The following is a 21,380-nucleotide window of genomic DNA, read 5'->3' on the forward strand; positions in this document are numbered from 1 at the left end:
CCCGGTCAGTGGTGCTGGCCGGCCCCCTCGCCGGCGCCGGTGGCGATCGGTGCCGGTGCGAACAATTGCGCGCAGTCGACCGGGTCGAAGTGATAGTGCTGGCCGCAGAAGTCGCAATGGATGTCCACATTGCCGCGTTCTTCCAGGATGCTCTCGATCTCGGTGCGGCCGAGGTTCTGCAGCATGCTGGCCACCTTGGGGCGCGAGCACGAGCAATTGAAATGCGGGCTGAGCGGCTCGAACACGCGCACGCCGGTGTCCTGCAGATCTTCCCAGAATAGGCGGCGCAGCAGCGTGTCGGGCGTCTCGGCGAGCAGTTCTTCGCTCTTCAGCGTGGCGCCGAGCTGGCAGGCGCGGTCCCAGGTGTCGAGATCCTGCGCGCGGGCGCTGCCGCCCAGCGGAGCGCCGGTTTCACCCACTTGCGCGGGGCCGCGTCCGGCATGGCCCTCCATGGTGCCGCCGTAGCTCGGCAGCTTCTGCAGCAGCATGCCGGCGGCGACCTGGTCGTCGGCGGCCAGCCACAGGCGCGTGTCGAGTTGCTCGGAGGCGCGCATATAGTGCTCGAGCACCGCGGCCATGGATTCGAAGGTGCCATGCGCATCGGCCAGCGGCACGATACTCTGGTAGGCCTGCTGGCCCGGCAGCTTGTCCTTCGGATCCAGGGTGATGGCGAAGCGGCCGCCGCCGTGCACGTTGACGAGATCCTCCAGCGTGGCGTCGTCGGCCACCTGCACGCCTTCGGCCAGCTTGGCCGTGGCGCGCATCGACAGGTCGGACAGGCACTCCACCACCAGCATGCGCACCGGGCCGTCCCCGTGCACCTGCATCACCAGGGCTCCGTTCAACTTCAGGTTGGCGGTGAGCAGGGCGGCCGCGGACATCATTTCACCCAGCAGCCGGCGCACCGGTGCGGGATATTGATTGCGGCGCAGCACGTCCTGCCAGGTGGCGTGCATGCGCACCAGCTCGCCGCGCACGGGGGCCGCGTCGAACAGGAATTTCTGCAGGGTGTCGGGGGAGGTGGTGTCAGTCACGATGATCCGTCGGTAAATCGGTGCGGGCGCAGTCCTTGGCCGGCGCGCCTTAGTCGATGCGTTTTAGTTGGGTCTTGTACAAGGCCTGGCGCGTGGCGTAGGTCTCGGCATTGCGGTACAGGTTGGCCACGTCCTGCTCGGTGAGCTCGCGCACCACCTTGGCTGGCGCTCCCAGGATCAGCGAGCGGTCCGGAAAGACCTTGCCCTCGGTGACCACCGCGCCGGCGCCGACCAGGCATTCCTTGCCGATCACCGCGCGGTTCAGGATCACGGCCTGGATGCCGATCAGCGAGCCTTCGCCGACGGTGCAGCCGTGCAGCATGGCCTGGTGGCCGATCGACACCTTGTCGCCGATGGTCAGCGGGCAGCCGGGATCGGTGTGGAGCACGGTGCCTTCCTGCACATTGCTGGACTCGCCCACCACGATCGGTTCGTTGTCGCCGCGGATCACCACGCCCGGCCATGCACTGGCGCGCGCCTTGAGCGTCACGTTGCCAATGATGGTGGCCTCCGGTGCCACGTAGGCGTCCGGATCGATGATCGGGGTGAGGTCGCCGAGCTGGTAAAGCGCCATGAAGTCTCCTGCACAAGTTCGTATGGGTATATGGGGTCTGCCGCCGGCCTTTAAAGAGCGTACGCCGGCGGCGCCGCGCGGCGGGAGATTGTGCCGGCTGCGCTGCGCGCCGGCCCTACAATGGCGGCAACCCGGATTTTACGCTTATGCCAGCCAACCTGACCGATGCCGCCCCCGCGGGCGCGCCCGATTCCGCCTTTCCTGTCCTGCCGGACGCCACCGGCCTGTCCCTGCGCCGCCAGGCGCTCGCCATCCTGTGCCTCGACGACGCGCGGCAGAAGGCGGCTGCCACGCGCCGCTTGCGCCAGGCAGCCGCCGGCATGGCGCCGGAGGCACTTGGCGTTGCCGAAACCATCGCCGCGGAACTGCCGGTGCCCGGGCGCCCGGCGCTGCCGGAACTGGTGGCGCCGCAGCGCGTAGAGCGTCGCCGCTCCATCCACACGCCGGCCGGCCGGGCCGCGATGATCCACGCGCTGGCCCATATCGAGTTCAATGCGATCAATCTCGCGCTCGATGCCCTCTGGCGCTTCGGCGGCATGCCCGCGGCCTTCTATCACGACTGGCTGCGCGTGGCCGACGAGGAGGCCCTGCATTTCACCCTGCTGGCGGATCATCTGGGCAGGCTGGACGCGTGCTATGGCGATTTCCCGGCGCACAACAGCCTCTGGGAAATGGCGGACAAGACGGCTGGCGACGTGCTGGCGCGCATGGCGCTGGTGCCGCGTACCCTGGAAGCCCGCGGACTGGACGCCTCGCCGCCGGTGCGGGCCAAGCTGGCGGCCGCCGGCGACCACGAAGCCGCCGCCATCATCGATATCATCCTGCGCGACGAAGTCGGGCACGTGGCGATCGGCAACCACTGGTACCGCTGGCTTTGCGCCGGACGCGGGCTTGACCCGGTCGAGACCTATGGCGAACTGGCGGTACGCTACCAGGCGCCGCGCCCGCGTCCGCCGTTCAACCTGGGAGCCCGCCGTGCCGCGGGCTTCGATGATGACGAGCTGGCCTGGCTCGAGGCGCAGGCAGCTCAGTAGTGCTCGGTCACGAGCATCAGCCCCGGCTGCGCGCCGTCCGGCACATCTCCCCTGGAGAATCTCATCGTCTCGACCGAGGCGCGCGCGGACTTCAATTGCACCGTCTTGCCCGGCATCAGCGGCAGTGACGCAAACTCGGCAGCCTGGGTGCCGTTCTGCGGGCAACTGACCGATGCGGCGGGCGTTCGCCCGCCGCTGATCTGCGGAAGGCAGGACGGCGCGACGATGGCGCCGCGAAAGACGATCATGCCATCCGCAGCCCACGCGGGCGCCGAGAGCCATGCACATGCCAGGGCCAGGGCCAGAGGCAGGCGGCGCGGGAGATTGCGGATGGAGGCGTTACCGGTGCGTGGTTGCGTGCTCATTTTGTTCCCCTGTTGGTGGTCGAGCGGATGTCAATTCAGGCTACGTCGTCGGATATTTCTTCTAATTTGTTCAGAATTTTATGTCTCAATATTAGGAAATACAATCGAGCTTGGTGGAAATTTCCTATGCATTTTTTCTAGTGCCTTGTTTCAGGTCATGTCCCATTTCCGGCGGGCTTGCGTTTTTGGAGTGCAACTTCTAGTTCGGATTTTTCTTATTTGAAGCGCGTGTCCTGGTTTTTGTTTTTTATAAGAAAAGTCTTAAAAAAGAAAATGAAATGATCGTGGCCGATGGATTGAGAGCGTTGCCAGGGCAATCGTGCGCAGATGGATGCGGACCATCGGTGCGGCACCCCCATGTATTCGCTAACGTCAGTCCCGGCGAATACTTGACGGCAAAATCCGGCCGGGCAGGATGGCCGCCGGGCCGGAACGGGAAGATGTGAGCAAGGAGGGGGGCTGGCCGGCTGTGCGGTGGCCAGCCCCGGGGGCTGGCCTAGCGGGACGGCGTCGTGCCGCGCTGCGCTTCCATCTCGCGCAGCAAGCGCCGCTGGATCTTGCCGGTAGTGGTCATGGGCAATTGCGCGATGAATTCGATGGACTTGGGGTATTCGTACGGCGCGAGCTGGCCGCGTACATGCTGCTGCAGCTCCGCGGTCAGCGCGGCATCGGCCTGCGGGGAGCGGGCCACGGACGGCAGCAGCACGATGAATGCCTTGACCACCGCGCCGCGCTCCGGATCGGGCGAGGGCACCACGGCGCAGTTCGATACGGCGGGATGCTTGAGCAGGCAGTTTTCGATCTCGCTCGGACCGATGCGGTAGCCAGACGATTTGAAGACATCGTCGGCGCGCCCCTGGTACCAGAGGTAGCCGTCCTCGTCGATGCGTGCCATGTCCCCGGTGCGGCACCAGCGCAGGCCATCGTGCTCCAGGTACCTGGCGGCGGTAGCCGCCTCGTTGCGCCAGTAGCCGAGGAAGAACACCGGGTCCGGATGCCCGTGCGCGTCTGTACTGCACACGGCGATCTCGCCCTCGTCGCCCGGCGCGCAGGGCTGGCCGTCTTCATCCACGACGGCGAGCCGGTGGCCGGGATAGGGGCGCCCCATGGAGCCGGGGCGCGCCGGCCAGCCGAGCTTGCCATCGTCGTTCTGCGCGGTGCAATTGCCCACGATGTAGTTGATCTCGGTCTGCCCGAACATCTCGTTGACCACCACGCCGAGCGCGTCGCGGCACCAGGCGAACACGGTCTCGCCCACGGCTTCGCCCGCGCTCATCAGCGCGCGCAGGTGCAGGCGGTATTGCGCGCGCGGCGCCGGGCAGGTCTTCATCATCTGCTTGAGCGCGGTCGGGAACAGGAAGGTATTGGTGACCCGGTAGCGCTCCATCAGTTCGAAGGCGACCTGCGCGGAAAAGCGCCCCTGGTAGCCTACGATCGGCTTGCCGAAATACAGCGCGGGCATCAGCGCGTCCCACAGGCCGCCGGTCCAGGCCCAGTCGGCCGGACTCCAGAACACATCGTCCGCCTGCGGATACCAGTTCTGCGAGCAGACGAAGCCGGGCAGGTTGCCGATCAGGGCGCGGTGCGGAATCACCGCGCCCTTCGGCGGCCCCGTGGTGCCGCTCGTGTAGATCAGCACCGCGGCCTCGTCGGCCTTGGTCTGCTCGGCGGTGAAGGACGGCAGCTCGGCTGCCAGCAGCGCGGTCCAGTCATGCTCCGCGCGGCCGGCGGCGGCGCCCACGCCGATCACGCAAGCCAGCGCCGGGCACTCGGGGCGCGCCGCCAGCAAGCTGTCGATGGCGCTCTCGTCGGCAATCGCCACGCAGGCCTCGCTGTGCTGGAAGCGATAGGCCAGCGCTTCGGGGCCGAACAGCATCGACAGGGGCATGGCAATGGCGCCGAGCTGGTAGATCGCCATGTGCGCGATCACAGTCTCGATGCGCTGCGGCATGACGATGCCGACGCGGTCGCCGCGCGCCACGCCGAGCGCGCGCAGCGCGCGCGACAGGCGGTTTGCTTCGGCCTGGATATAGGCGTAGCTGTGGCTCGCGCGGCGGCCGTCTTCGTGTTCGGTGTAGACCGCGACCCGGTCGGCGCTGGCGGGATCGCGCGCCCAGCGGCCGCAACATGCCTCGGCCAGGTTGAAGTGCTCGGGCACGTGCCAGCGGAAGCTCTCGTGCAGCGCGCGGTAGTCGTCGCGCCGGCTTGAGGGCGGGGGGGATTCGGCCATGCTGGGTCTCCTGTTCTTGTGTTCGTCCTGCATCCTGTGCCGCCGGCGGGCGCTTGCCCGGTCCGGCTTGCCGCTATAATCCGCAAACGAACGATCGTTCTATTTTTATCGGGCTTCCCTGTCGTCGCGGGTGAAAGCGTCGGCCAGGAAGGCACCGGGGAGACAACCATGACAATCAGAGAAACCTCGCGCTCGGAATTTATCACGTTGCGCGGGCTCGACATGCACGTGCGCCACTGGGGTCGCCCCGGCGCGCCGAAGCTGTTCCTGCTGCACGGCTGGATGGATGTGGCTGCGTCGTTCCAGTTCATGGTGGACGCGCTGGAGCGCGACTGGCACGTGATCGCGCCCGACTGGCGCGGCTTTGGCCAGACCGGCTGGCCCACGCGCTATCCGGGCACGGAGTCTTACTGGTTCGCCGACTACGTGGCCGACCTGGAGGCGGTGCTCGACCATTTCCACCCTGACGCGCCGGTGAACCTGGTGGGCCACAGCATGGGCGCCAATGTGGCCTGCATCTATGCCGGTATCCGTCCGGCACGGGTGCGCCGCGTGGTGGACCTCGAAGGCTTCGGCATGACGGCCACGCGCGCGGAACAGGCGCCCGGGCGCTACGCGCGCTGGCTTGACGAGCTGCGCGAGCGCCCGGAGCTCAGGACCTACGACAGCCTGGAGGCCGTGGCGGCGCGGTTGCAGAAGACCAACCCGCGCCTGCCGGGCGAGCGCGCGGCCTTCCTGGCCCAGCACTGGTCGGCGCGCAATGCGCAAGGCCGCTGGGAAATCCTGGGCGACCCGGCGCACAAGATGATCAACCCCGTGCTGTACCGGCTCGACGAAGTGATGGCGATCTGGGCGGAGGTCACCGCGCCGGTGCTGCATGTGGAGGCGCGCGACTCGCAGACGCTGCGCCATATCGCGCGCCACCAGCCGCTGGATGAATTCCGGCAGCGCTTCAGGGCTTTCCGCGACTTCCGCGAGGAGATTGTCGACGCCGCGGGCCACATGCTGCATCACGACCAGCCACGCGTGGTGGCGGCGCTGGTGGAGTCGTTCTGCGCGTGATGCGGCGCGCCACGCTCAGGCGTGCGTCAGCCTTTCCTTGAGCGCGGCGTTGTTGCTGGTATGCACATGCACCAGCGCCTTTTCAGGGAACGCGTAGTGATAAGCCTTGCGCAGCGCCAGCGCGGCCTCGTGAAAGCCGGACAGGATCAGTTTCTGCTTGTTCGGGTAGAAGGCGATGTCGCCGGCGACGAAGATGCCGCGGCGCGAGCTCTCGTAGGTAGTGGTGTCCACCACGATGCGGCCGGCGCGCATGTCGAGATCCCACTGCGCGATCGGGCCCGGTTCCGACACCAGGCCATACAGCGCCACCAGCTCGTCCGCGGGCAGGCTGATGGTCTCGTCGCGCGTGCGGATATCCACGCCGCTCAGGGCGTCGCCTTCGGTCTTCAGCGCGCCCAGCATGCCCACGACGAAGTCCATCTCGCCGGCTGCCACGGCGGCGCGCATTTCCGCCACCGAGCCGTCGGCGGCGCGAAAGCCTTCCCGGCGGTGCAGCAGCGTCACGCGCGCGGCGGTCTTGCGCAGCGCCAGCGCCCAGTCCAGCGCGGAGTCGCCGCCGCCGGCCACCACCACGCGCTTGCCGGCGAAGCGCGTCACATCGCGCACCGCGTAGTGCAGGTGACGGTCTTCCAGCGCCGCGGCTTCGGGCAGCGCCACGCGTTGCGGGGCAAAGGCGCCGGCGCCGGCGCAGATCAGCACGGCGGCCACGTCGAAGCGCTTGCCGCCGTCGGTGGTGACCAGCAGGCGGTGCGGATGATCGTGGGCGCCTTGCCCTGGCGCGGCGGGCGCGCGGGGGATTTCCTCCAGGCCGTTGGCGCGTTCGTTGAAATGCATGGGAAACGCGAACGGCGCGCACTGTTCGAGCAGGCGGTCGACCAGGTCCTGCGCCAGGCAGCCGGGCACGGCCGGAATGTCGTAGATCGGCTTCTCCGGATAGAGCTCGGTGCACTGGCCGCCGGCGCGGTCCAGCACGTCGACCAGTTCGCACTTCAGGCCGAGCACGCCTGCCTGGAAGGCCGCGAACAGGCCGACCGGGCCCGCGCCGACGATCAGGACATCGGTACGGATCACATCGGGCCCGACAGTGAAGGCGGCGGCGGGGGGGCTGGCGGGCGTGGCGGAAGCGTCGGTCGGCATGGCTTGGCGCACGGCGCGCGCTGCGCCGGCGGGGAGGAGGATTGCAAGGCCCCAACTATACCGCGCGGCGCGCCGGACAAGCCCGACGCCAGCGTTGGTGGCAGGGCTATCGGCGCTGCCGGGCGGCATGCACTGTGTGCGTCGTCCAACGCGCGCCGGGCCGCCGCGGGAGTAGAATAGCGGCATGCAAAACCCTCACGCCATCAACGCCGATCTTCATTGCCACTCAACCGTGTCCGACGGCATGTTGTCGCCACGCGAAGTGGCCGGGCGCGCCCATGCGGGCGGCGTGGCTTTCTGGGCGCTGACGGACCACGACGAGGTGGCGGGCCAGACCGAGGCGCGCGCCGCCGCCGAGGCACTCGGCATGCGCTATGTGCCCGGCGTGGAGATCTCCGTGACGTGGGCCGGCCAGACCGTGCATATCGTCGGCCTGCAGATCGATCCGGCATGTCCGGCGCTGGTCCAGGGCCTGGAGGCCACGCGCTCCGGGCGCGCCTCGCGGGCGCAGGATATCGGCGAGGCACTGGAAGCGGTCGGCATCGAAGGCGCCTACAAAGGGGCGTTGCGCCACGTGGGCAACCCGGACCTGATCTCCCGCACGCACTTCGCGCGCTGGATGGTGGAGCAGGGACTCTGCAAGTCCGTCAGCGATGTGTTCAGCGAATACCTCGGCGAAGGCCGCCCGGGCTATGTCGGGCATCGCTGGGCCCGGCTGGGCGACGCGGTCGGCTGGATCCAGGCCGCCGGCGGCATTCCGGTGATGGCGCATCCGGGCCGCTACAACTACACGCAGCTCCAGCATGACGCGCTGTTCGACGAGTTCGTGCAGCTCGGTGGCGCGGCGGTCGAGGTGGTGACCGGCAGCCATACGCCGGACCAGTACCGCCAGTATGTCGATGTCGCGCACCACTATGGCCTGATGGCCTCGCGCGGCTCGGACTTCCACGGGCCCGGCGAAGGGCGCATCGGGCTGGGCTCGCTGCCCCCGCTGCCGTCGTCGGTCACACCGGTCTGGCATGACTGGTAAGCCGGTGCGGCCTCCGGCCGCCCGGCGCCTCCCTGGCCCGCCCCCGTCATGCGCACCGTCCGCTCCCCTTCCTCGCAGCTCCCGCCCGGCGTGCACGCGGCCTTTGCGCCGGGCCTGCGGCCACTCGCTTTCAGCCCGCACATGTCCCAATACTTCGATATCCACCCGCTCAACCCGCAGTCGCGGTTGATCAAGCAGGCCGCACAGATCATCGGCAAGGGCGGGCTGATCGCCTTGCCGACCGACTCCAGCTACGCACTTGCGTGCCGGCTCGACGACAAGGCCGCGGTCGAGCGCCTGCGCCGCCTGCGCGGCATCGATGACAAGCACCACCTGACGCTGATGTGCAGCGACCTGTCCGAGCTGGGCAACTTCGCGCGCGTCGACAACCGGCAGTACCGGTGGCTCAAGGGCGCCACGCCCGGGCCCTATGTGTTCATCCTCGAGGCCAGCAAGGAAGTGCCGCGCCGGCTCTCGCACCCGGCGCGCAAGACCATCGGCGTGCGCGTGCCCGACCACCCGATCCCGCTGGCGCTGCTGGCCGAAGCGGGCGAGCCGCTGATCTCGGCCACCCTGCAGCTGCCTGGCGACGAGGTGCCGCTCAACGAGCCCGAGGTGATCCGCGCCCGCCTGGAGAAGCAACTCGAGCTGGTCATCTGCGGCGGCGCCGCGCCGGCGCAGCCGACCACCGTGATCGACCTGACGAGCGGCGAGCCCGAGCTGATCCGGCAGGGTCGCGGCGACATCGGGCGCTTCGGCCTCTAAAGCGCCGCCTTCACTTTCCGCGTGGCGCAGCCGCCGCGCGTCGCCTGCACGCCGGGACCCCGGTACAATAGCGCCCCATGGATTCTTCCCTGATTCAGACCCTTGCGGTCTACGCCCTGCCGGTGCTGTTCGCGATCACGCTGCACGAAGCCGCCCACGGCTACGTGGCCAAGCTGTTCGGCGACAACACCGCCTATATGATGGGCCGCGTCAGCATCAACCCGGCGCGCCACATCGATCCCATCGGCACCATCGCGGTGCCGCTGTTGCTCTATTTCATGACCAGCGGCCAGTTTGTGTTTGGCTACGCCAAGCCGGTACCGGTTGCCTTCGACCATCTGCGCAATCCGCGCTGGCATGGCATGTGGGTGGCGCTGGCCGGCCCGGGCAGCAATGTGCTGCAGGCCTTCCTGTGGGCGCTGATGGCGATCGGCCTGGTGCTAACGCAGGTGCAGGAGCCCTTTTTCAGCCAGATGGCGCGCGCCGGCGTGCTGGTCAACCTGGTGATGGCAGCCTTCAACCTGTTCCCCGTTCCCCCGCTCGACGGCGGCCGCGTGCTGACTGCGCTGCTGCCGCAGCAACTGGCGCGCGCCATCTCGCGCATCGAGCCCTATGGCATTTTCGTGGTGCTGGCCCTGGTGGCCGCAGGCGTGATCACCAGGGTCTGGATGCAGCCGGTGATGGGCGCCCTCAGCGGGCTGGTGCAGCTGATGCTGCAGCCCATCCTGGCACTGGTGCAATAAGGCCTGGGGCGGAGCGCTTCGCCTCATCCGGGCACGCTTGCGAGCCACGCCCGGACACGCTGCATCGAACACGCTGTACCAAGTACCGAATTCCCACACAAATACCGACATGTTTCCCGACCGCGTTCTCTCCGGCATGCGGCCCACCGGCGCGCTGCACCTGGGCCATTATCACGGCGTCCTGAAAAACTGGGTCCAACTGCAGGCCGAGTATCCATGCTTTTTCTTCGTGGCGGACTGGCATGCCTTGACTACCCACTACGAATCGCCCGAGGTGATCGGCGAGTCGGTGTGGGAGATGCTGATCGACTGGCTCGCGGCCGGCGTCGATCCCGAGCGCGCCACGCTGTTCATCCAGAGCCGCGTGCCCGAGCACGCCGAGCTGTTCCTGCTGCTGGCGATGGGCACGCCGCTGGGCTGGCTGGAGCGGGTGCCGACCTACAAGGACCAGATCGAGAAGCTCAAGGACAAGGATCTCTCCACCTATGGCTTCCTCGGCTACCCGCTGCTGCAGGCGGCCGACATCCTGATCTACCGCGCCGGCCGCGTGCCGGTGGGTGAAGACCAGGTGCCGCACGTGGAGATCACCCGCGAGATCGCACGCCGCTTCAACTACCTGTACGGCCGGCAGCCGGGCTTCGAGGAGCGCGCGCAGGAGGCCGCCAGGAAGCTGGGCGGCAAGCGCACCAAGGCCTATCTCGAGCTACGCCGCGCCTACCAGGAGCAGGGCAAGACCGAAGCGCTGGAAGAGGGCGCGGCGCTGGTGGCGCAGTCGCAAAGCCTTTCGACCGAGGACCGCGAGATGCTGCTGGGCTACCTGGGCGGCTCGCGCAAGACCATCCTGGTCGAGCCGCAGGCGCTGCTGACCGCGGCCTCGCGCATGCCGGGGCTGGACGGCCAGAAGATGTCGAAGTCCTACGGCAACACCATCCGCATGCGCGAGGACAAGGCATCGGTGGAGAAGAAGGTGCGCACGATGCCGACCGATCCGGCACGCGTGCGCCGCACCGATGCGGGAGAGCCGGCGCGCTGCCCGGTGTGGCAGCTGCACCAGGTCTACTCGGACTCGCCCACGCGCGAATGGGCGCAGGCGGGCTGCCGCAGCGCGGGCATCGGCTGCATCGAGTGCAAGCAGCCCGTGATCGAAGGCATCCTGCGCGAGCAGCAGCCGATGCTCGAACGCGCGCAGAAATACATGGACGACCCCGCGCTGCTGCGCGCCATCGTCGCGCATGGCTGCGACAGGGCCGGCCAGGTGGCACGCGAGACCATGGCCGACGTGCGCGCCAACATGGGCCTGGGGTACCGATGAGCACGACGGGCGGCATGCCGCCGCTGCATGCACCGGCCCCGCCCTCGTCATGGGTGGTGCGCTGGGCGCACCTGGTGCGCCCCCAAGCGCGCGTGCTCGACCTGGCCTGCGGCAGCGGCCGTCATGCAGCGTGGTTCGCGGGCCGCGGCCATGCCGTGCTTGGCGTCGACCGCGATGGCGCTGCGCTGGCTGCGCTGCCTGCAAGCGTCGAGAAGCTGGTGGCCGACCTCGAGCAGGGCGCGTGGCCACTGGCAGGGCTGGCGCCGTTCGACGCCATCGTGGTGACCAACTATCTGCACCGGCCCTTGTGGCCGCACCTGCTAGCCGCGCTGGCGCCTGGCGGCGTGCTGATCTACGAGACGTTCGCTGCCGGCAACGAGACCGTCGGCAAGCCATCCAATCCGGACTTCCTGCTGAAGCCGGGCGAGCTGCTGGAGGTCGTGCGCGGCAGCCTGCGCGTGGTCGGCTACGAAGATGGTATGCTCGAAGCGCCTAAAACTGCCTTTGTGCAGCGCCTCTGCGCAATTCGCGAGGTGGCGGACGAGGCTGGCGGCGCCGCCGGCCGTGCGCCGCCGCGTTATCCTTTGCCGGCCTGAAGTGCGGCCCGGGTCGTTTGCCGGGCCGGTCGGCGAGACCCGGGCTTCACGCGTTGAACCGGCTTGGGTTTTCCCCGGTCGAAGGTGCGGTCGGAAGGCCCGGGCTATCCGGTACAATCGCGGTATTCGTTTCCCGAATTCTCATACGTTATGACACAGATTAACGGCAGCATCGTCGCAATCGTGACGCCGATGCAGGAAGATGGCAGCCTGGATTTCCCCGCGCTGCGCGCCCTGGTCGACTGGCACGTTGCCGAAGGCACCGACGGCATCGTGATCGTCGGCACCACCGGCGAGTCGCCCACCGTGACGGTGGACGAGCACTGCGAGCTGGTCCGCGTGGCCGTGGAGCAGGCCGACAAGCGCATCCCGATCATCGCCGGCACCGGCGGCAACTCGACCAAGGAAGCAATCGAGCTGACCGCCTTCGCCAAGAAGGTCGGCGCCGATGCTTCGCTGCAGGTCGTGCCTTACTACAACAAGCCGACCCAGGAAGGCATGTACCGGCATTTCCGCACCATCGCGGAAAGCGTGGACCTGCCCGTGCTGCTGTACAACGTGCCCGGCCGCACCGTGGCCGACATGCAGCCCGAGACCATCCTGCGCCTGGCGCAGGTGCCGGGCATCGACGGCGTGAAGGAAGCCACGGGCAATATCGACCGTGCCGCCCAGCTGATCAAGGATGCGCCGGAAGGCTTCGCCATCTACAGCGGCGACGATCCCACCGCGATTGCGCTGATGCTGCTCGGCGGCCATGGCAATATCTCGGTCACGGCCAACGTGGCGCCGCGCAAGATGCATGAGCTCTGCGTGGCGGCCTTGAAGGGCGACGCTATCACCGCGCGTCGCATCCACATGGAACTGGTTGCGCTCAACAAGGCGATGTTCGTCGAGGCCAACCCGATTCCCGTCAAGTGGGCACTCCAGCAAATGGGCAAGATGCAGGGCGGTATCCGCCTTCCGCTCACCCCGCTGTCACCGGAATACCACGACGTGGTGCGCAAGGCGCTGTCGGATGCCGGCCTTCTCGGCTGATCCCGCAGCACCCTGCCGTCGTCCCATCAACTAGGATTGCGTGTCAATGAAACTCAAGCTTAACCGCCACGGTGCAATGCAGGTTCGCCGTGCCGCCCTGGTCTTGCCCGTGCTGGTGGCAAGCGCGATGTCCGGCTGCAGCAGCATCAACGATGCGATGGCACCCGACAAGATCGACTACAAGTCCAACGCCAAGCGCACCGGCACGCTGGACGTCCCGCCGGACCTGACCAAGATCGAAGGTGACCGCCGCTACTCGGTGCCCGACCAGAACGGCACGTCGACGCTGTCGACCTACAACCAGACGAACAAGGTAGCTCAGCAGCAGGTTGGCACCGAGAACGTGCTGCCCGCCACGCAAGGCGTGCGCATGGAGCGCGACGGCAACCAGCGCTGGCTGGTGATCAGCAACGGCATGCGCTCTGACCAGTTGTGGCAGTCGCTGCGCGAGTTCTGGCAGGAAAGCGGTTTCCTGCTGGTCCAGGATTCGCCCGAGACCGGCATCATGGAAACGGACTGGGCCGAGAACCGTGCCAAGATCCCGCAGGATTTCATCCGCAACACCATCGGCAAGGTTTTCGACGGCCTGTACTCGACCTCCGAGCGTGACAAGTTCCGCACGCGCCTGGAGCGCTCGCAGAACGGCAATATGGAGATCTTCATCAGCCACCGCGGCGCGCAGGAACAGCTGACCGGCATCGACAAGTCGCAGACGGTCTGGACCGCGCGTCCCTCCGATCCCGAGCTGGAAGCGGAATTCCTCTCGCGCTTCGCGCAGCGACTCGGCGTGCAGAAGGAGCAGGCCGACCGCATGGCGAAGAACGGCGGCACGCCGGCAGCGGCCGGGGCCTCTGGCGCGGCGGCTGCTCCTGCGGCGGCGGCCAAGGCACCCGCGGCGGGCAGCAACCTGACGCAGGTCAATGGCACCCAGGCGCTGCAACTGGCCGAGCCGTTCGACCGCGCATGGCGCTCCGTCGGCCTGGCGCTGGACCGCGTCAACTTCACGGTGGAAGACCGCGACCGCGCCCAGGGCCTGTACTTCGTGCGCTATGTCGACCCGCGCGACACGGTCGATAACCGCGGCTTCTTCTCCAAGCTGTTCACCAAGACCGGCACGGAAGATAGCAAGCGGGCGAAGAAGTACCGCGTTGCGCTCAAGGGCGACGGCACCGGCACGACCGTGACGGTGCAGAACGACGCCGGCCAGCCGGAAGGCACCGAAGTCGGCAAGCGCATCCTCTCCCTGCTCGACGAGCAACTGCGCTGATCGCGGTGAGCGCTGCGCAAGTACGCCCGCGGCGTCCTGCCGCGGGAAGCTCCCGCAAACTGCCGTGCGAGGCTGGCGCATGATGCGCTTCGCCTTTCTCGGCAGCGGCAGCGAGGGCAATTCCCTGTTGATCGAATCGCAAGAGGGCACCACCACCACGCGGGTGCTGCTCGATTGCGGCTTTGGCATTCGCGAGACGGCGCGGCGCCTGGAGCGGCTCGGCGTCACGCCGGACCAGCTCGATGCGGTACTCGTCACGCACGAGCATGGCGATCATGTCGGCTCGGCCTATTCCTTTGCATCGCGCCACGACCTGGCGGTCTACACCAGCCACGGCACATGGCTTGCGACCTCGCACCTGCGGGGTGCGGAAACGGCCGATGTGCGCGTCTGCTGCGCCGACCACCCGCTGGTCATCGGCGGCCTGCACATCCTGCCGTACACGGTGCCGCACGACGCACGCGAGCCGCTGCAGTTCGTGCTGAGCGACGGCGATGCAAGACTCGGCGTGCTGACCGACGCCGGCATGGAGACGCCTTACATCACCGCGCGTCTGGCGGGCATGCATTCATTGGTGCTCGAGTGCAACCACGACCGCGAGATGTTGCGCAATTCGGCGTATCCGGCCTCGCTCAAGCGGCGTATCGGTGGCGATTTCGGCCACCTTGCCAACGAGGTCGCGGCCGATATCCTGGCGCGCGTGGCGCACGCGGGGCTGCAGCGCGTGGTTGCCGCTCACCTGAGCCAGCAGAACAACACGCGCGAACTGGCCACCGGAGCGCTGGCGGCGGTGCTCGCCGCGTCGGCGGGCGAGATCCTGGTGGCGGACCAGCACGAGGGCCTGGGCTGGCAGCCGGTCAGGGCCTGACAGTGACGATGTGACATCTTCGTCAGGTGTCGCGGAAATGTCGCGGAAAACATGGACGAAAAAAAGCCGACCCGAAGGTCGGCTTTTTTATCGGTCGAGACCGATTACTGCTTGGCAGCCGGAGCCGATGCGTCAGCAGCCGGGGCCGAAGCGTCAGCGGCCGGAGCCGATGCGTCAGCAGCCGGAGCAGCAGCGGGAGCCGAAGCTTCCGGTGCCGGGGCAGCAGCGGCAGGAGCCGAAGCTTCCGGTGCCGGTGCAGCGGCTTCTTCTTTCTTGCCGCAAGCGGCGAGAGCAACGGCGGCGAGCAGCGATGCGATCAGGAGAGACTTCTTCATTGTTCGTCCTTTAACTTTAATAACAGAAAAACAGGCGATGAATAATTACCGGTAATTATCGCTCTTGAACTGCAAAATAGAGGCTCTCCCGGGTGCCGACAAATGCAGTGGTACACAGTACTAGCCAGCCGACGATTATATCCGCGTTTTCCCGGCTTGTGTAGCGCTGTCTTTTCCTGTTTTTGGTTGTTACGGATTATTACAGGGTAGATGGCGCAAGTTGCAGCCATCCTTCGAGTGCCCAATGATGGAAGGTCTCCATCAGGTCGGGCAAATCGGCGCACGCGGCTACTTCCGCGGCACTTAATTGGCGCCGATCTCCCAGTTGCCGCAGCCATCTTGCGAGTTCTGGCGGCGGTTCGTAGGCTTCTCCGTTGATAAAGAAATGCGTGCGGTCATACAATGCGATCGATCCCGGCGCTAGCACGATGCCGTGAGATAGCGCAAGTTTTGTGTATTTCTTCAGTGTGATTTCGGGCACGACCGGGAATTCCACGGTCGGTTTCGGTTCGGAGAGATGCGCACCCAGAAATTCGGAAATCATGCTACCCGACCAACGCAGGGCACCGAGGCGTTCGCTTACCGCACGCACCATGCTGGCGGGCAACTGGGCCGGACGCGCGGTGGCGGGTTCGCCGGGGTCCGCATAGCGCCCGCTCAGGTCTTCGTTATCCTCTACCGTCTCCGACAGCCAGGCGAGGAAATGCCCTGCCAGCTCGCGGTAGGCCGGTGCGCGGAAGCCGATGGAGTAGGTCATGCACTCGCCTTCGGCGACGCCGTCGTGGGCGTACTGGGGCGGCAGGTAAAGCATGTCGCCGGGTTCCAGCACCCACTCCTGTTCGTGTGTGAAGTCCGCCAGGATCTTCAGCGGCAGGTCCGGCACCAGATCCAGCTTGGTCTGGGAGGAGATGCGCCAGCGCCGCCGGCCCGATACTTGCAGCAGGAAAACGTCGTAGGAATCGAAGTGCGGGCCGACGCCGCCACCGTCGGTGGCGTAGCTGACCATGAGGTCGTCGAGCCGCGCATCGGGGGCGAAACGGAATTGCCCCAGCAATGCCGCGGCTGCGCTATCGTGGAGGTTGACGCCCTGCACGAGCAAGGTCCACTGGCGCGCCTTGCGCGAGGGCAGGTTGTCGGCGGCGAACGGGCCCTGCTCGAGCTTCCAGCGGTTGCGGAAGTGCGACACCAGGCGGGCCTCGACGTCGTCGCGGTCGGCCAGCTCGAAAAGGGACTCTGGCGATACCGGCGGCACGATTCCCGGTACGGCCTGTCGGATCAGCAGGGGCTTGCGGTGCCAGATATCGCGCATGAAAGCGGCCGGCGTCATGCCTCCCAGCAGGGGGAGCGGCACGTCGGGATCGACGGGGCCGGGGGGCAGGGCCTGCGCGTATAATGCGGAATCGTTCATGGAGTCAAGAATTGAAAATCGCTAAGAACACGGTGGTATCCGTGGTGTACAAGCTGTCGGATGCGCAGGGCAATCTGATCGAGGAGTCGGATGAGCCGATGGTCTACTTGCACGGCGGCTATGATGGCACGTTCCCCAAGATCGAGGAAGCGCTCGAAGGCCACGAAGCCGGCTTCGAGACCCAGCTCCAGCTCGAACCCGAAGAAGCGTTCGGCGATTACGACGCCGAGATGGTCAAGGTGGAACCGCGTGACCGTTTCCCCGAGCCGCTCGAGATCGGCATGCAATTCGAAGGCGTGCCCGAAGACGGTGACGAAGACGATTCGATCATCTACACGGTGACGGACGTGGCCCAGGACAAGGTCGTGCTGGACGGCAACCATCCGCTGGCCGGCATGGCGCTGCGTTTCTGGCTGCAGGTGTCCGAGGTGCGCGAAGCCACCGACGACGAAGTGCAGCATGGCCACGCCCACGGCGCCTCGGGCGTCGAGGTGGTGGACGAGGATGAAGACGAAGACGGCGGCAACCGCACGCTGCACTGAGCGCAGGCCCGCTGCGCGCGCACCTGCTACCAAAGCCGGCTTAGCCGGCTTTTTTCATGGGTGGCACGCATGGAGGGCGCGCATGAATGGCCCGCCCCGCATCACTCCGCCTCCGGCCCATCCTTCAGGGTCACTTCGAACGGCTTGGGCGAACCCGGCGTGATCGACAGCTCGGCGAACTGCCCGGGCGTGCCGGCCGGCAGCACCACGCGGGTGACGTTGCGCAGCACCTTGCCACCTGCATCCTTGAGCGGTGTATCGATGCCGAACCCACCCTGGCCGGTATGTACGAGCAATACCTGGCCGCGGTAACGCGTGGCGAGATCGCGCAGCTGGCGCTTGTACTCCTGGAAGCCATCGCGCGCGCGGCGGCGCAGGAAGCCGTCGAACAGGGAAGGCTTGCCGCGTTGCTCCCAGCCGTTGCCGAACTGCGGATCGGCATGGGCCAGCACAACGATGCCCGGCAGGTTCTGCTGCTGCGCCAGGGAGAAGGCACGCGCGAGCCACTGGCGATTGGCCTCGCGGCGGTCTTCGAACTCGCCGTTGCGGCCGCCCTCCGAGCGATAGTGATTGTTGTCGCCAGGCAGGTTCAATGCCACCAGCAACACGCCCCCGGCGCTCCAGCGCACGTTCTCCCGGAAGCTGCGGAAGGTGGCCTGGTCGGATTGCCGCATGAGCGGCACGACGCGCTGGCCCAGCGTGGTGTCTGCCGGGTAGAACAACTCGCGCAGCCGGTTCAGGCGTTCCACCGGATCGAAATGGCCGTTCACGGCGCGCTGGCATTCCGCCCAGTCGGTTTCGCCGGGCAGGTAGACCAGCGGCAGCGGCGACTGGTCAAGCAGGCGCTGGCGCGCCGTGAGCAGGGCATCGCCGCAGGATTCGGTATCGCCCTTGATGCCGCCGAGGTGCACCACCATGTCGAGCCGGCGCGCGGCGGCGTATTCGAGCAGGCGCGTGGTACCGTCTTCGGCCGCAGGCCACTGCGGCTGGTCGGCGATCAGGGCGATGCGCACGGTCTCGCTGGCCGGCGCGCGAACGCGATTGGCCTGCGCGGCCAGCGCGTCGCCCGGCAGCGCGGGCGACGCGAGCACTACGCCGAGCACGGTGCAGCCTGCCGCCCGGGCGAGCGCGCGCGCCAGGCTGCGCCGGCTTGCCAGCCCGGTCGGCGTCATGCGGTGGCTACCGCATCCCTGGCCAGCGCACGCAGGCGGTAGAGCGCATCGAGGGCTTCGCGCGGCGTGAGGCTGTCCGGATCGAGTTCGCCGATGGCGTCGAGCAGCGCGGCTTGTTCCGGCGATATGGCTGTGTCCGCGGTGCCACTTGCCGGCTCCGCATAGTCATCCTCGTCGTCCAGCGGCGACAGCGGCGCCGCGAACAGGTCGAGCTGCGGCGTGGGCGTGGCATCCGCCGACTGCTGCTCGAGCCACGCCAGGTGCTTGCGCGCCGCGCGGATCACCGGCTGCGGCACCCCCGCGAGTTGCGCCACCTGCAGGCCATAGCTCTGGCTGGCCGGGCCGTCCTGCACCGCGTGCAGGAAGACGATGCCGTCGCCATGCTCCACCGCGGAGAGGTGCACGTTGGCTGCCTGCGTGAATTCCTGCGGCAGCTGCGTCAGTTCGAAGTAGTGGGTGGCGAACAGCGTATGGCTGCGGTTGTGCGCCAGGATGTGGCGCGCGATGGCCCATGCCAGCGCGAGGCCGTCGAAGGTGGACGTGCCGCGGCCGATCTCGTCCATCAGCACCAGGCTGGCGGGCGTGGCGTTGTGCAGGATGCCGGCAGCCTCGGTCATCTCCACCATGAAGGTGGAGCGCCCGCCGGCGAGATCGTCGGCCGCGCCGATGCGGGTGAAGATGCGGTCGATCGGGCCGATCACGGCGCGCCGCGCGGGTACGTAGGCACCCACGCAGGCCAGCAGCACGATCAGCGCGGTCTGGCGCATGAAGGTCGACTTGCCGCCCATGTTCGGGCCGGTGATCAGCAGCAGCTTGCGCGCTTCGTTGAGCTGGCAGTCGTTGGCGATGAAGGGCACGGATTCGGCGGCGAGCTGGCCTTCCACCACCGGATGGCGACCCTGCACGATGTCGATGGCGTTCTCGTCGACGCGCTCGGGCTGGGTCCAGTCCAGCGTCTGCGCGCGCTCGGCCAGCGCCGCCAGCACGTCGAGCCGGGCCAGCGCGCCGGCCACGCGCTGCAGTTCGCCGATATGCGGCAGCAATTGCTGCAGCAGCGCGTCGTAGAGCTGCTTCTCGCGCGCCAGCGCGCGGTCTTGCGCGGACAGCGCCTTGTCCTCGAAGGACTTGAGCTCGGGCGTGATGTAGCGTTCGGCGTTCTTCAGCGTCTGGCGGCGGCGGTAGTCGTCGGGGACCTTGTCGGCCTGGCCGTTGGTCACCTCGATATAGAAGCCATGCACGCGGTTGTATTCCACGCGCAGATTGGCGATGCCGGTGCGGGTGCGCTCGCGCGCCTCCAGCTCGACCAGGAACTGGCCACAGTTCTCCGAGATGTCGCGCAGTTCGTCGAGCTCGGCGTCGAAGCCGCGCGCGATCACGCCGCCGTCGCGCACCACGCTGGGCGGCTCGGGCGCCACCGCCGCGCTCAGCAGGTCCTGGCAGGCCTGCGGCACGGCCAGCTCGGCCAGGGTCAGGTTCAGCAGCGGCGCCGCGTCGTCGGGCTGCACGCAGGCCTGCACGTCGGGCAGGGCGGCCAGCGTGTCGCGCAGCGATGACAGGTCGCGCGGGCGCGCATTGAGCAGCGCCAGGCGCGCGGTGATGCGTTCCACGTCGGACAGCCTGCGCAACGCCGCGCGCAGCGGCTCGGTGCCCTGGGCGAGCAGGGCACCGATGGCCTGCTGGCGCGCCTGCGGCATGGCGCGGTCGCGCAGCGGGTGGTGCAGCCAGTGGCGCAGCAGGCGGCTGCCCATGGTGGTGGCGCAGGTGTCCAGCAGCGAGAACAGCGTCGGCGACTCGCCGCCGCGCAGCGTCTCGGTCAACTCCAGGTTGCGCCGCGTGGCGGTATCCAGGCCGACGAATTCCGATTCGCGCTCGACCGTGACGCCTTGCACATGGCGCAGCGATTGGCCTTGCGTGGAAGCGGCATAGTTCAGCAGCGCGCCCGCCGCGCCGAGCGCCGCGCCCAGCCCGGCACAGCCGAACGGGTCCAGGCTCGCCACGCCGAGCTGCTCGCGCAGGCGGCGGGTGCCGGCTTCCTGGTCGAAGTGCCACTCCGGCAGGCGCGTGCGGGCGCAGGCCAGCGCCGGCAGCTCGATGCCATCCGCGAACAGCAGCTCGGCCGGCCGGATGCGTTCCAGTTCGCGGCCAAGCTGCGCCACCTCGCACTCCATCAGGCGCAGTTCGCCACTGGCGAGGTTGAGCCACGCCAGGCCGGTCTTGCTGACGCCGCGGCGCGTGGTGTGCTGGTGCACGGCCATCAGGAAGGTGTCGGCCTTGTCCGGCAGCAGCGCCGCGTCGGTCAGCGTGCCCGGGGTGACGATGCGAACCACCTTGCGTTCGACCGGTCCCTTGCTGGTGGCCGGGTCGCCGATCTGCTCGCAGATCGCCACGGATTCGCCCAGCTTGACCAGCCGCGCGAGGTACTGGTCCACCGAGTGGAAGGGGATGCCCGCCATGCGGATCGGTACGCCGTTGGAGGCGCCGCGCGCCGTCAGCGTGATGTCCAGCAGGCGCGCCGCCTTCTCGGCGTCGTCATGGAAGAGCTCATAGAAGTCGCCCATCCGGTAGAACAGCAAGGTGTCCGGGTGGTCCGCCTTGATGCGCAGATACTGCTGCATCATGGGGGTGTGCTTGCTGCCGGAAGCATCTGCCGCCGTTTGATCCGGGTTCGTCTTTTTCTGCAATCCCATTGCCATTAAACCTGTTTGGCACGGAAAGCCGGCGCTACGCCGCCTTTCCGTGCTTGCCATCGCCTTGCCGCCCCGACTGGCGCACATGGCGCATGGCGCCGGCGCGCGCCGGGAAAAAGCCGGCCGCGCGAGGGGGCTGCCTCGGGACGCAAGGGGGTATTTCGGAAGATGGGCGATATGGTAC

At 67.7% G+C, this 21,380-nt stretch carries 20 protein-coding genes; 11 read left to right on the forward strand and 9 right to left on the reverse strand.

What is annotated here, in order from left to right; genetic code table 11:
• Positions 1–5 precede the first annotated feature (5 nt).
• The gene (hslO, locus tag AC1DK4_RS14580; RefSeq protein WP_441618854.1) at positions 6–1,034 is read right to left on the reverse strand and encodes an Hsp33 family molecular chaperone HslO; all 1,029 of its coding nucleotides are present in this window, start codon (positions 1,032–1,034) and stop codon (positions 6–8) included.
• Positions 1,035–1,083: 49 nt separating this feature from the next.
• On the reverse strand, positions 1,084–1,608 hold the full coding sequence (locus tag AC1DK4_RS14585; RefSeq protein WP_441618856.1) for a gamma carbonic anhydrase family protein: 525 nt from the start codon (positions 1,606–1,608) through the stop codon (positions 1,084–1,086).
• Positions 1,609–1,754: 146 nt separating this feature from the next.
• Here AC1DK4_RS14585 and AC1DK4_RS14590 point away from each other — a divergent pair, with 146 nt between their 5' ends.
• Positions 1,755–2,642 carry a ferritin-like domain-containing protein gene (locus AC1DK4_RS14590; RefSeq protein WP_441618858.1) on the forward strand — a complete coding sequence of 296 codons (888 nt, stop codon included), beginning with the start codon at positions 1,755–1,757 and terminating at the stop codon, positions 2,640–2,642.
• On the opposite strand, the gene AC1DK4_RS14595 is transcribed toward AC1DK4_RS14590, so the two are convergent.
• Positions 2,636–3,007, reverse strand: a complete 372-nt coding sequence (locus AC1DK4_RS14595; RefSeq protein ID WP_441618860.1) for a hypothetical protein — start codon at positions 3,005–3,007, stop codon at positions 2,636–2,638. The two genes, AC1DK4_RS14590 and AC1DK4_RS14595, sit on opposite strands and share 7 nt — an antisense overlap.
• A 496-nt stretch (positions 3,008–3,503) precedes the next feature.
• Positions 3,504–5,237 (reverse strand): acetate--CoA ligase, encoded by a 1,734-nt coding sequence (locus AC1DK4_RS14600; protein ID WP_441618861.1) that lies wholly within the window; start codon positions 5,235–5,237, stop codon positions 3,504–3,506.
• Between the two features lie 168 nt (positions 5,238–5,405).
• On the opposite strand from AC1DK4_RS14600, the gene AC1DK4_RS14605 reads away from it, so the two are divergent.
• On the forward strand, positions 5,406–6,299 hold the full coding sequence (locus tag AC1DK4_RS14605) for an alpha/beta fold hydrolase (protein WP_441618863.1): 894 nt from the start codon (positions 5,406–5,408) through the stop codon (positions 6,297–6,299).
• A 15-nt stretch (positions 6,300–6,314) separates the two neighbouring features.
• Here the strand turns inward: AC1DK4_RS14605 and AC1DK4_RS14610 are convergent, their stop codons facing one another.
• Complete coding sequence (locus AC1DK4_RS14610) at positions 6,315–7,436, reverse strand: NAD(P)/FAD-dependent oxidoreductase (RefSeq protein WP_441618934.1); 1,122 nt, start codon at positions 7,434–7,436, stop codon at positions 6,315–6,317.
• Positions 7,437–7,620: 184 nt separating this feature from the next.
• Here AC1DK4_RS14610 and AC1DK4_RS14615 point away from each other — a divergent pair, with 184 nt between their 5' ends.
• The 8 genes from AC1DK4_RS14615 (at position 7,621) to AC1DK4_RS14650 (ending at position 15,052) form a co-directional block, all read left to right on the forward strand.
• Positions 7,621–8,466: a 3',5'-nucleoside bisphosphate phosphatase gene (locus AC1DK4_RS14615; RefSeq protein ID WP_441618864.1), complete on the forward strand. Its 846-nt coding sequence runs from the start codon at positions 7,621–7,623 to the stop codon at positions 8,464–8,466.
• Positions 8,467–8,607: 141 nt separating this feature from the next.
• Complete coding sequence (locus tag AC1DK4_RS14620) at positions 8,608–9,231, forward strand: L-threonylcarbamoyladenylate synthase (protein ID WP_441618866.1); 624 nt, start codon at positions 8,608–8,610, stop codon at positions 9,229–9,231.
• 77 nt (positions 9,232–9,308) lie between these two features.
• On the forward strand, positions 9,309–9,974 hold the full coding sequence (locus tag AC1DK4_RS14625; protein ID WP_441618868.1) for a site-2 protease family protein: 666 nt from the start codon (positions 9,309–9,311) through the stop codon (positions 9,972–9,974).
• Between the two features lie 109 nt (positions 9,975–10,083).
• Entirely contained in the window at positions 10,084–11,286 is a 1,203-nt protein-coding gene (locus tag AC1DK4_RS14630; protein ID WP_441618869.1) for a tryptophan--tRNA ligase, read from the forward strand.
• Positions 11,283–11,882, forward strand: coding sequence for a class I SAM-dependent methyltransferase (locus AC1DK4_RS14635; RefSeq protein ID WP_441618871.1), 600 nt, complete (start codon positions 11,283–11,285; stop codon positions 11,880–11,882). The genes AC1DK4_RS14630 and AC1DK4_RS14635 overlap by 4 nt, the downstream gene beginning before the upstream one ends.
• A gap of 150 nt (positions 11,883–12,032) precedes the next feature.
• Positions 12,033–12,917 carry a 4-hydroxy-tetrahydrodipicolinate synthase gene (gene dapA, locus AC1DK4_RS14640; RefSeq protein WP_441618873.1) on the forward strand — a complete coding sequence of 295 codons (885 nt, stop codon included), beginning with the start codon at positions 12,033–12,035 and terminating at the stop codon, positions 12,915–12,917.
• A 46-nt stretch (positions 12,918–12,963) separates the two neighbouring features.
• Positions 12,964–14,184, forward strand: a complete 1,221-nt coding sequence (bamC, locus tag AC1DK4_RS14645; protein ID WP_441643392.1) for an outer membrane protein assembly factor BamC — start codon at positions 12,964–12,966, stop codon at positions 14,182–14,184.
• A 79-nt stretch (positions 14,185–14,263) separates the two neighbouring features.
• On the forward strand, positions 14,264–15,052 hold the full coding sequence (locus AC1DK4_RS14650; RefSeq protein WP_441618877.1) for an MBL fold metallo-hydrolase: 789 nt from the start codon (positions 14,264–14,266) through the stop codon (positions 15,050–15,052).
• A gap of 104 nt (positions 15,053–15,156) precedes the next feature.
• On the opposite strand, the gene AC1DK4_RS14655 is transcribed toward AC1DK4_RS14650, so the two are convergent.
• Positions 15,157–15,387: a hypothetical protein gene (locus tag AC1DK4_RS14655; protein ID WP_081651328.1), complete on the reverse strand. Its 231-nt coding sequence runs from the start codon at positions 15,385–15,387 to the stop codon at positions 15,157–15,159.
• A gap of 199 nt (positions 15,388–15,586) precedes the next feature.
• A complete protein-coding gene (locus AC1DK4_RS14660) occupies positions 15,587–16,795 on the reverse strand; it encodes a ribosomal protein uL16 3-hydroxylase (protein ID WP_441618879.1) in 1,209 nt (402 codons plus the stop codon).
• Between the two features lie 11 nt (positions 16,796–16,806).
• On the opposite strand from AC1DK4_RS14660, the gene AC1DK4_RS14665 reads away from it, so the two are divergent.
• Positions 16,807–17,337 (forward strand): FKBP-type peptidyl-prolyl cis-trans isomerase, encoded by a 531-nt coding sequence (locus AC1DK4_RS14665; RefSeq protein ID WP_441618880.1) that lies wholly within the window; start codon positions 16,807–16,809, stop codon positions 17,335–17,337.
• A gap of 101 nt (positions 17,338–17,438) precedes the next feature.
• On the opposite strand, the gene AC1DK4_RS14670 is transcribed toward AC1DK4_RS14665, so the two are convergent.
• Both AC1DK4_RS14670 and mutS read right to left on the reverse strand, forming a co-directional pair.
• The gene (locus AC1DK4_RS14670) at positions 17,439–18,509 is read right to left on the reverse strand and encodes a hypothetical protein (RefSeq protein ID WP_441618882.1); all 1,071 of its coding nucleotides are present in this window, start codon (positions 18,507–18,509) and stop codon (positions 17,439–17,441) included.
• On the reverse strand, positions 18,506–21,196 hold the full coding sequence (mutS, locus tag AC1DK4_RS14675; RefSeq protein WP_441618884.1) for a DNA mismatch repair protein MutS: 2,691 nt from the start codon (positions 21,194–21,196) through the stop codon (positions 18,506–18,508). The genes AC1DK4_RS14670 and mutS overlap by 4 nt, the downstream gene beginning before the upstream one ends.
• Positions 21,197–21,380 lie beyond the last annotated feature (184 nt).

The organism is Cupriavidus sp. 05N38 (genome assembly GCF_056397345.1).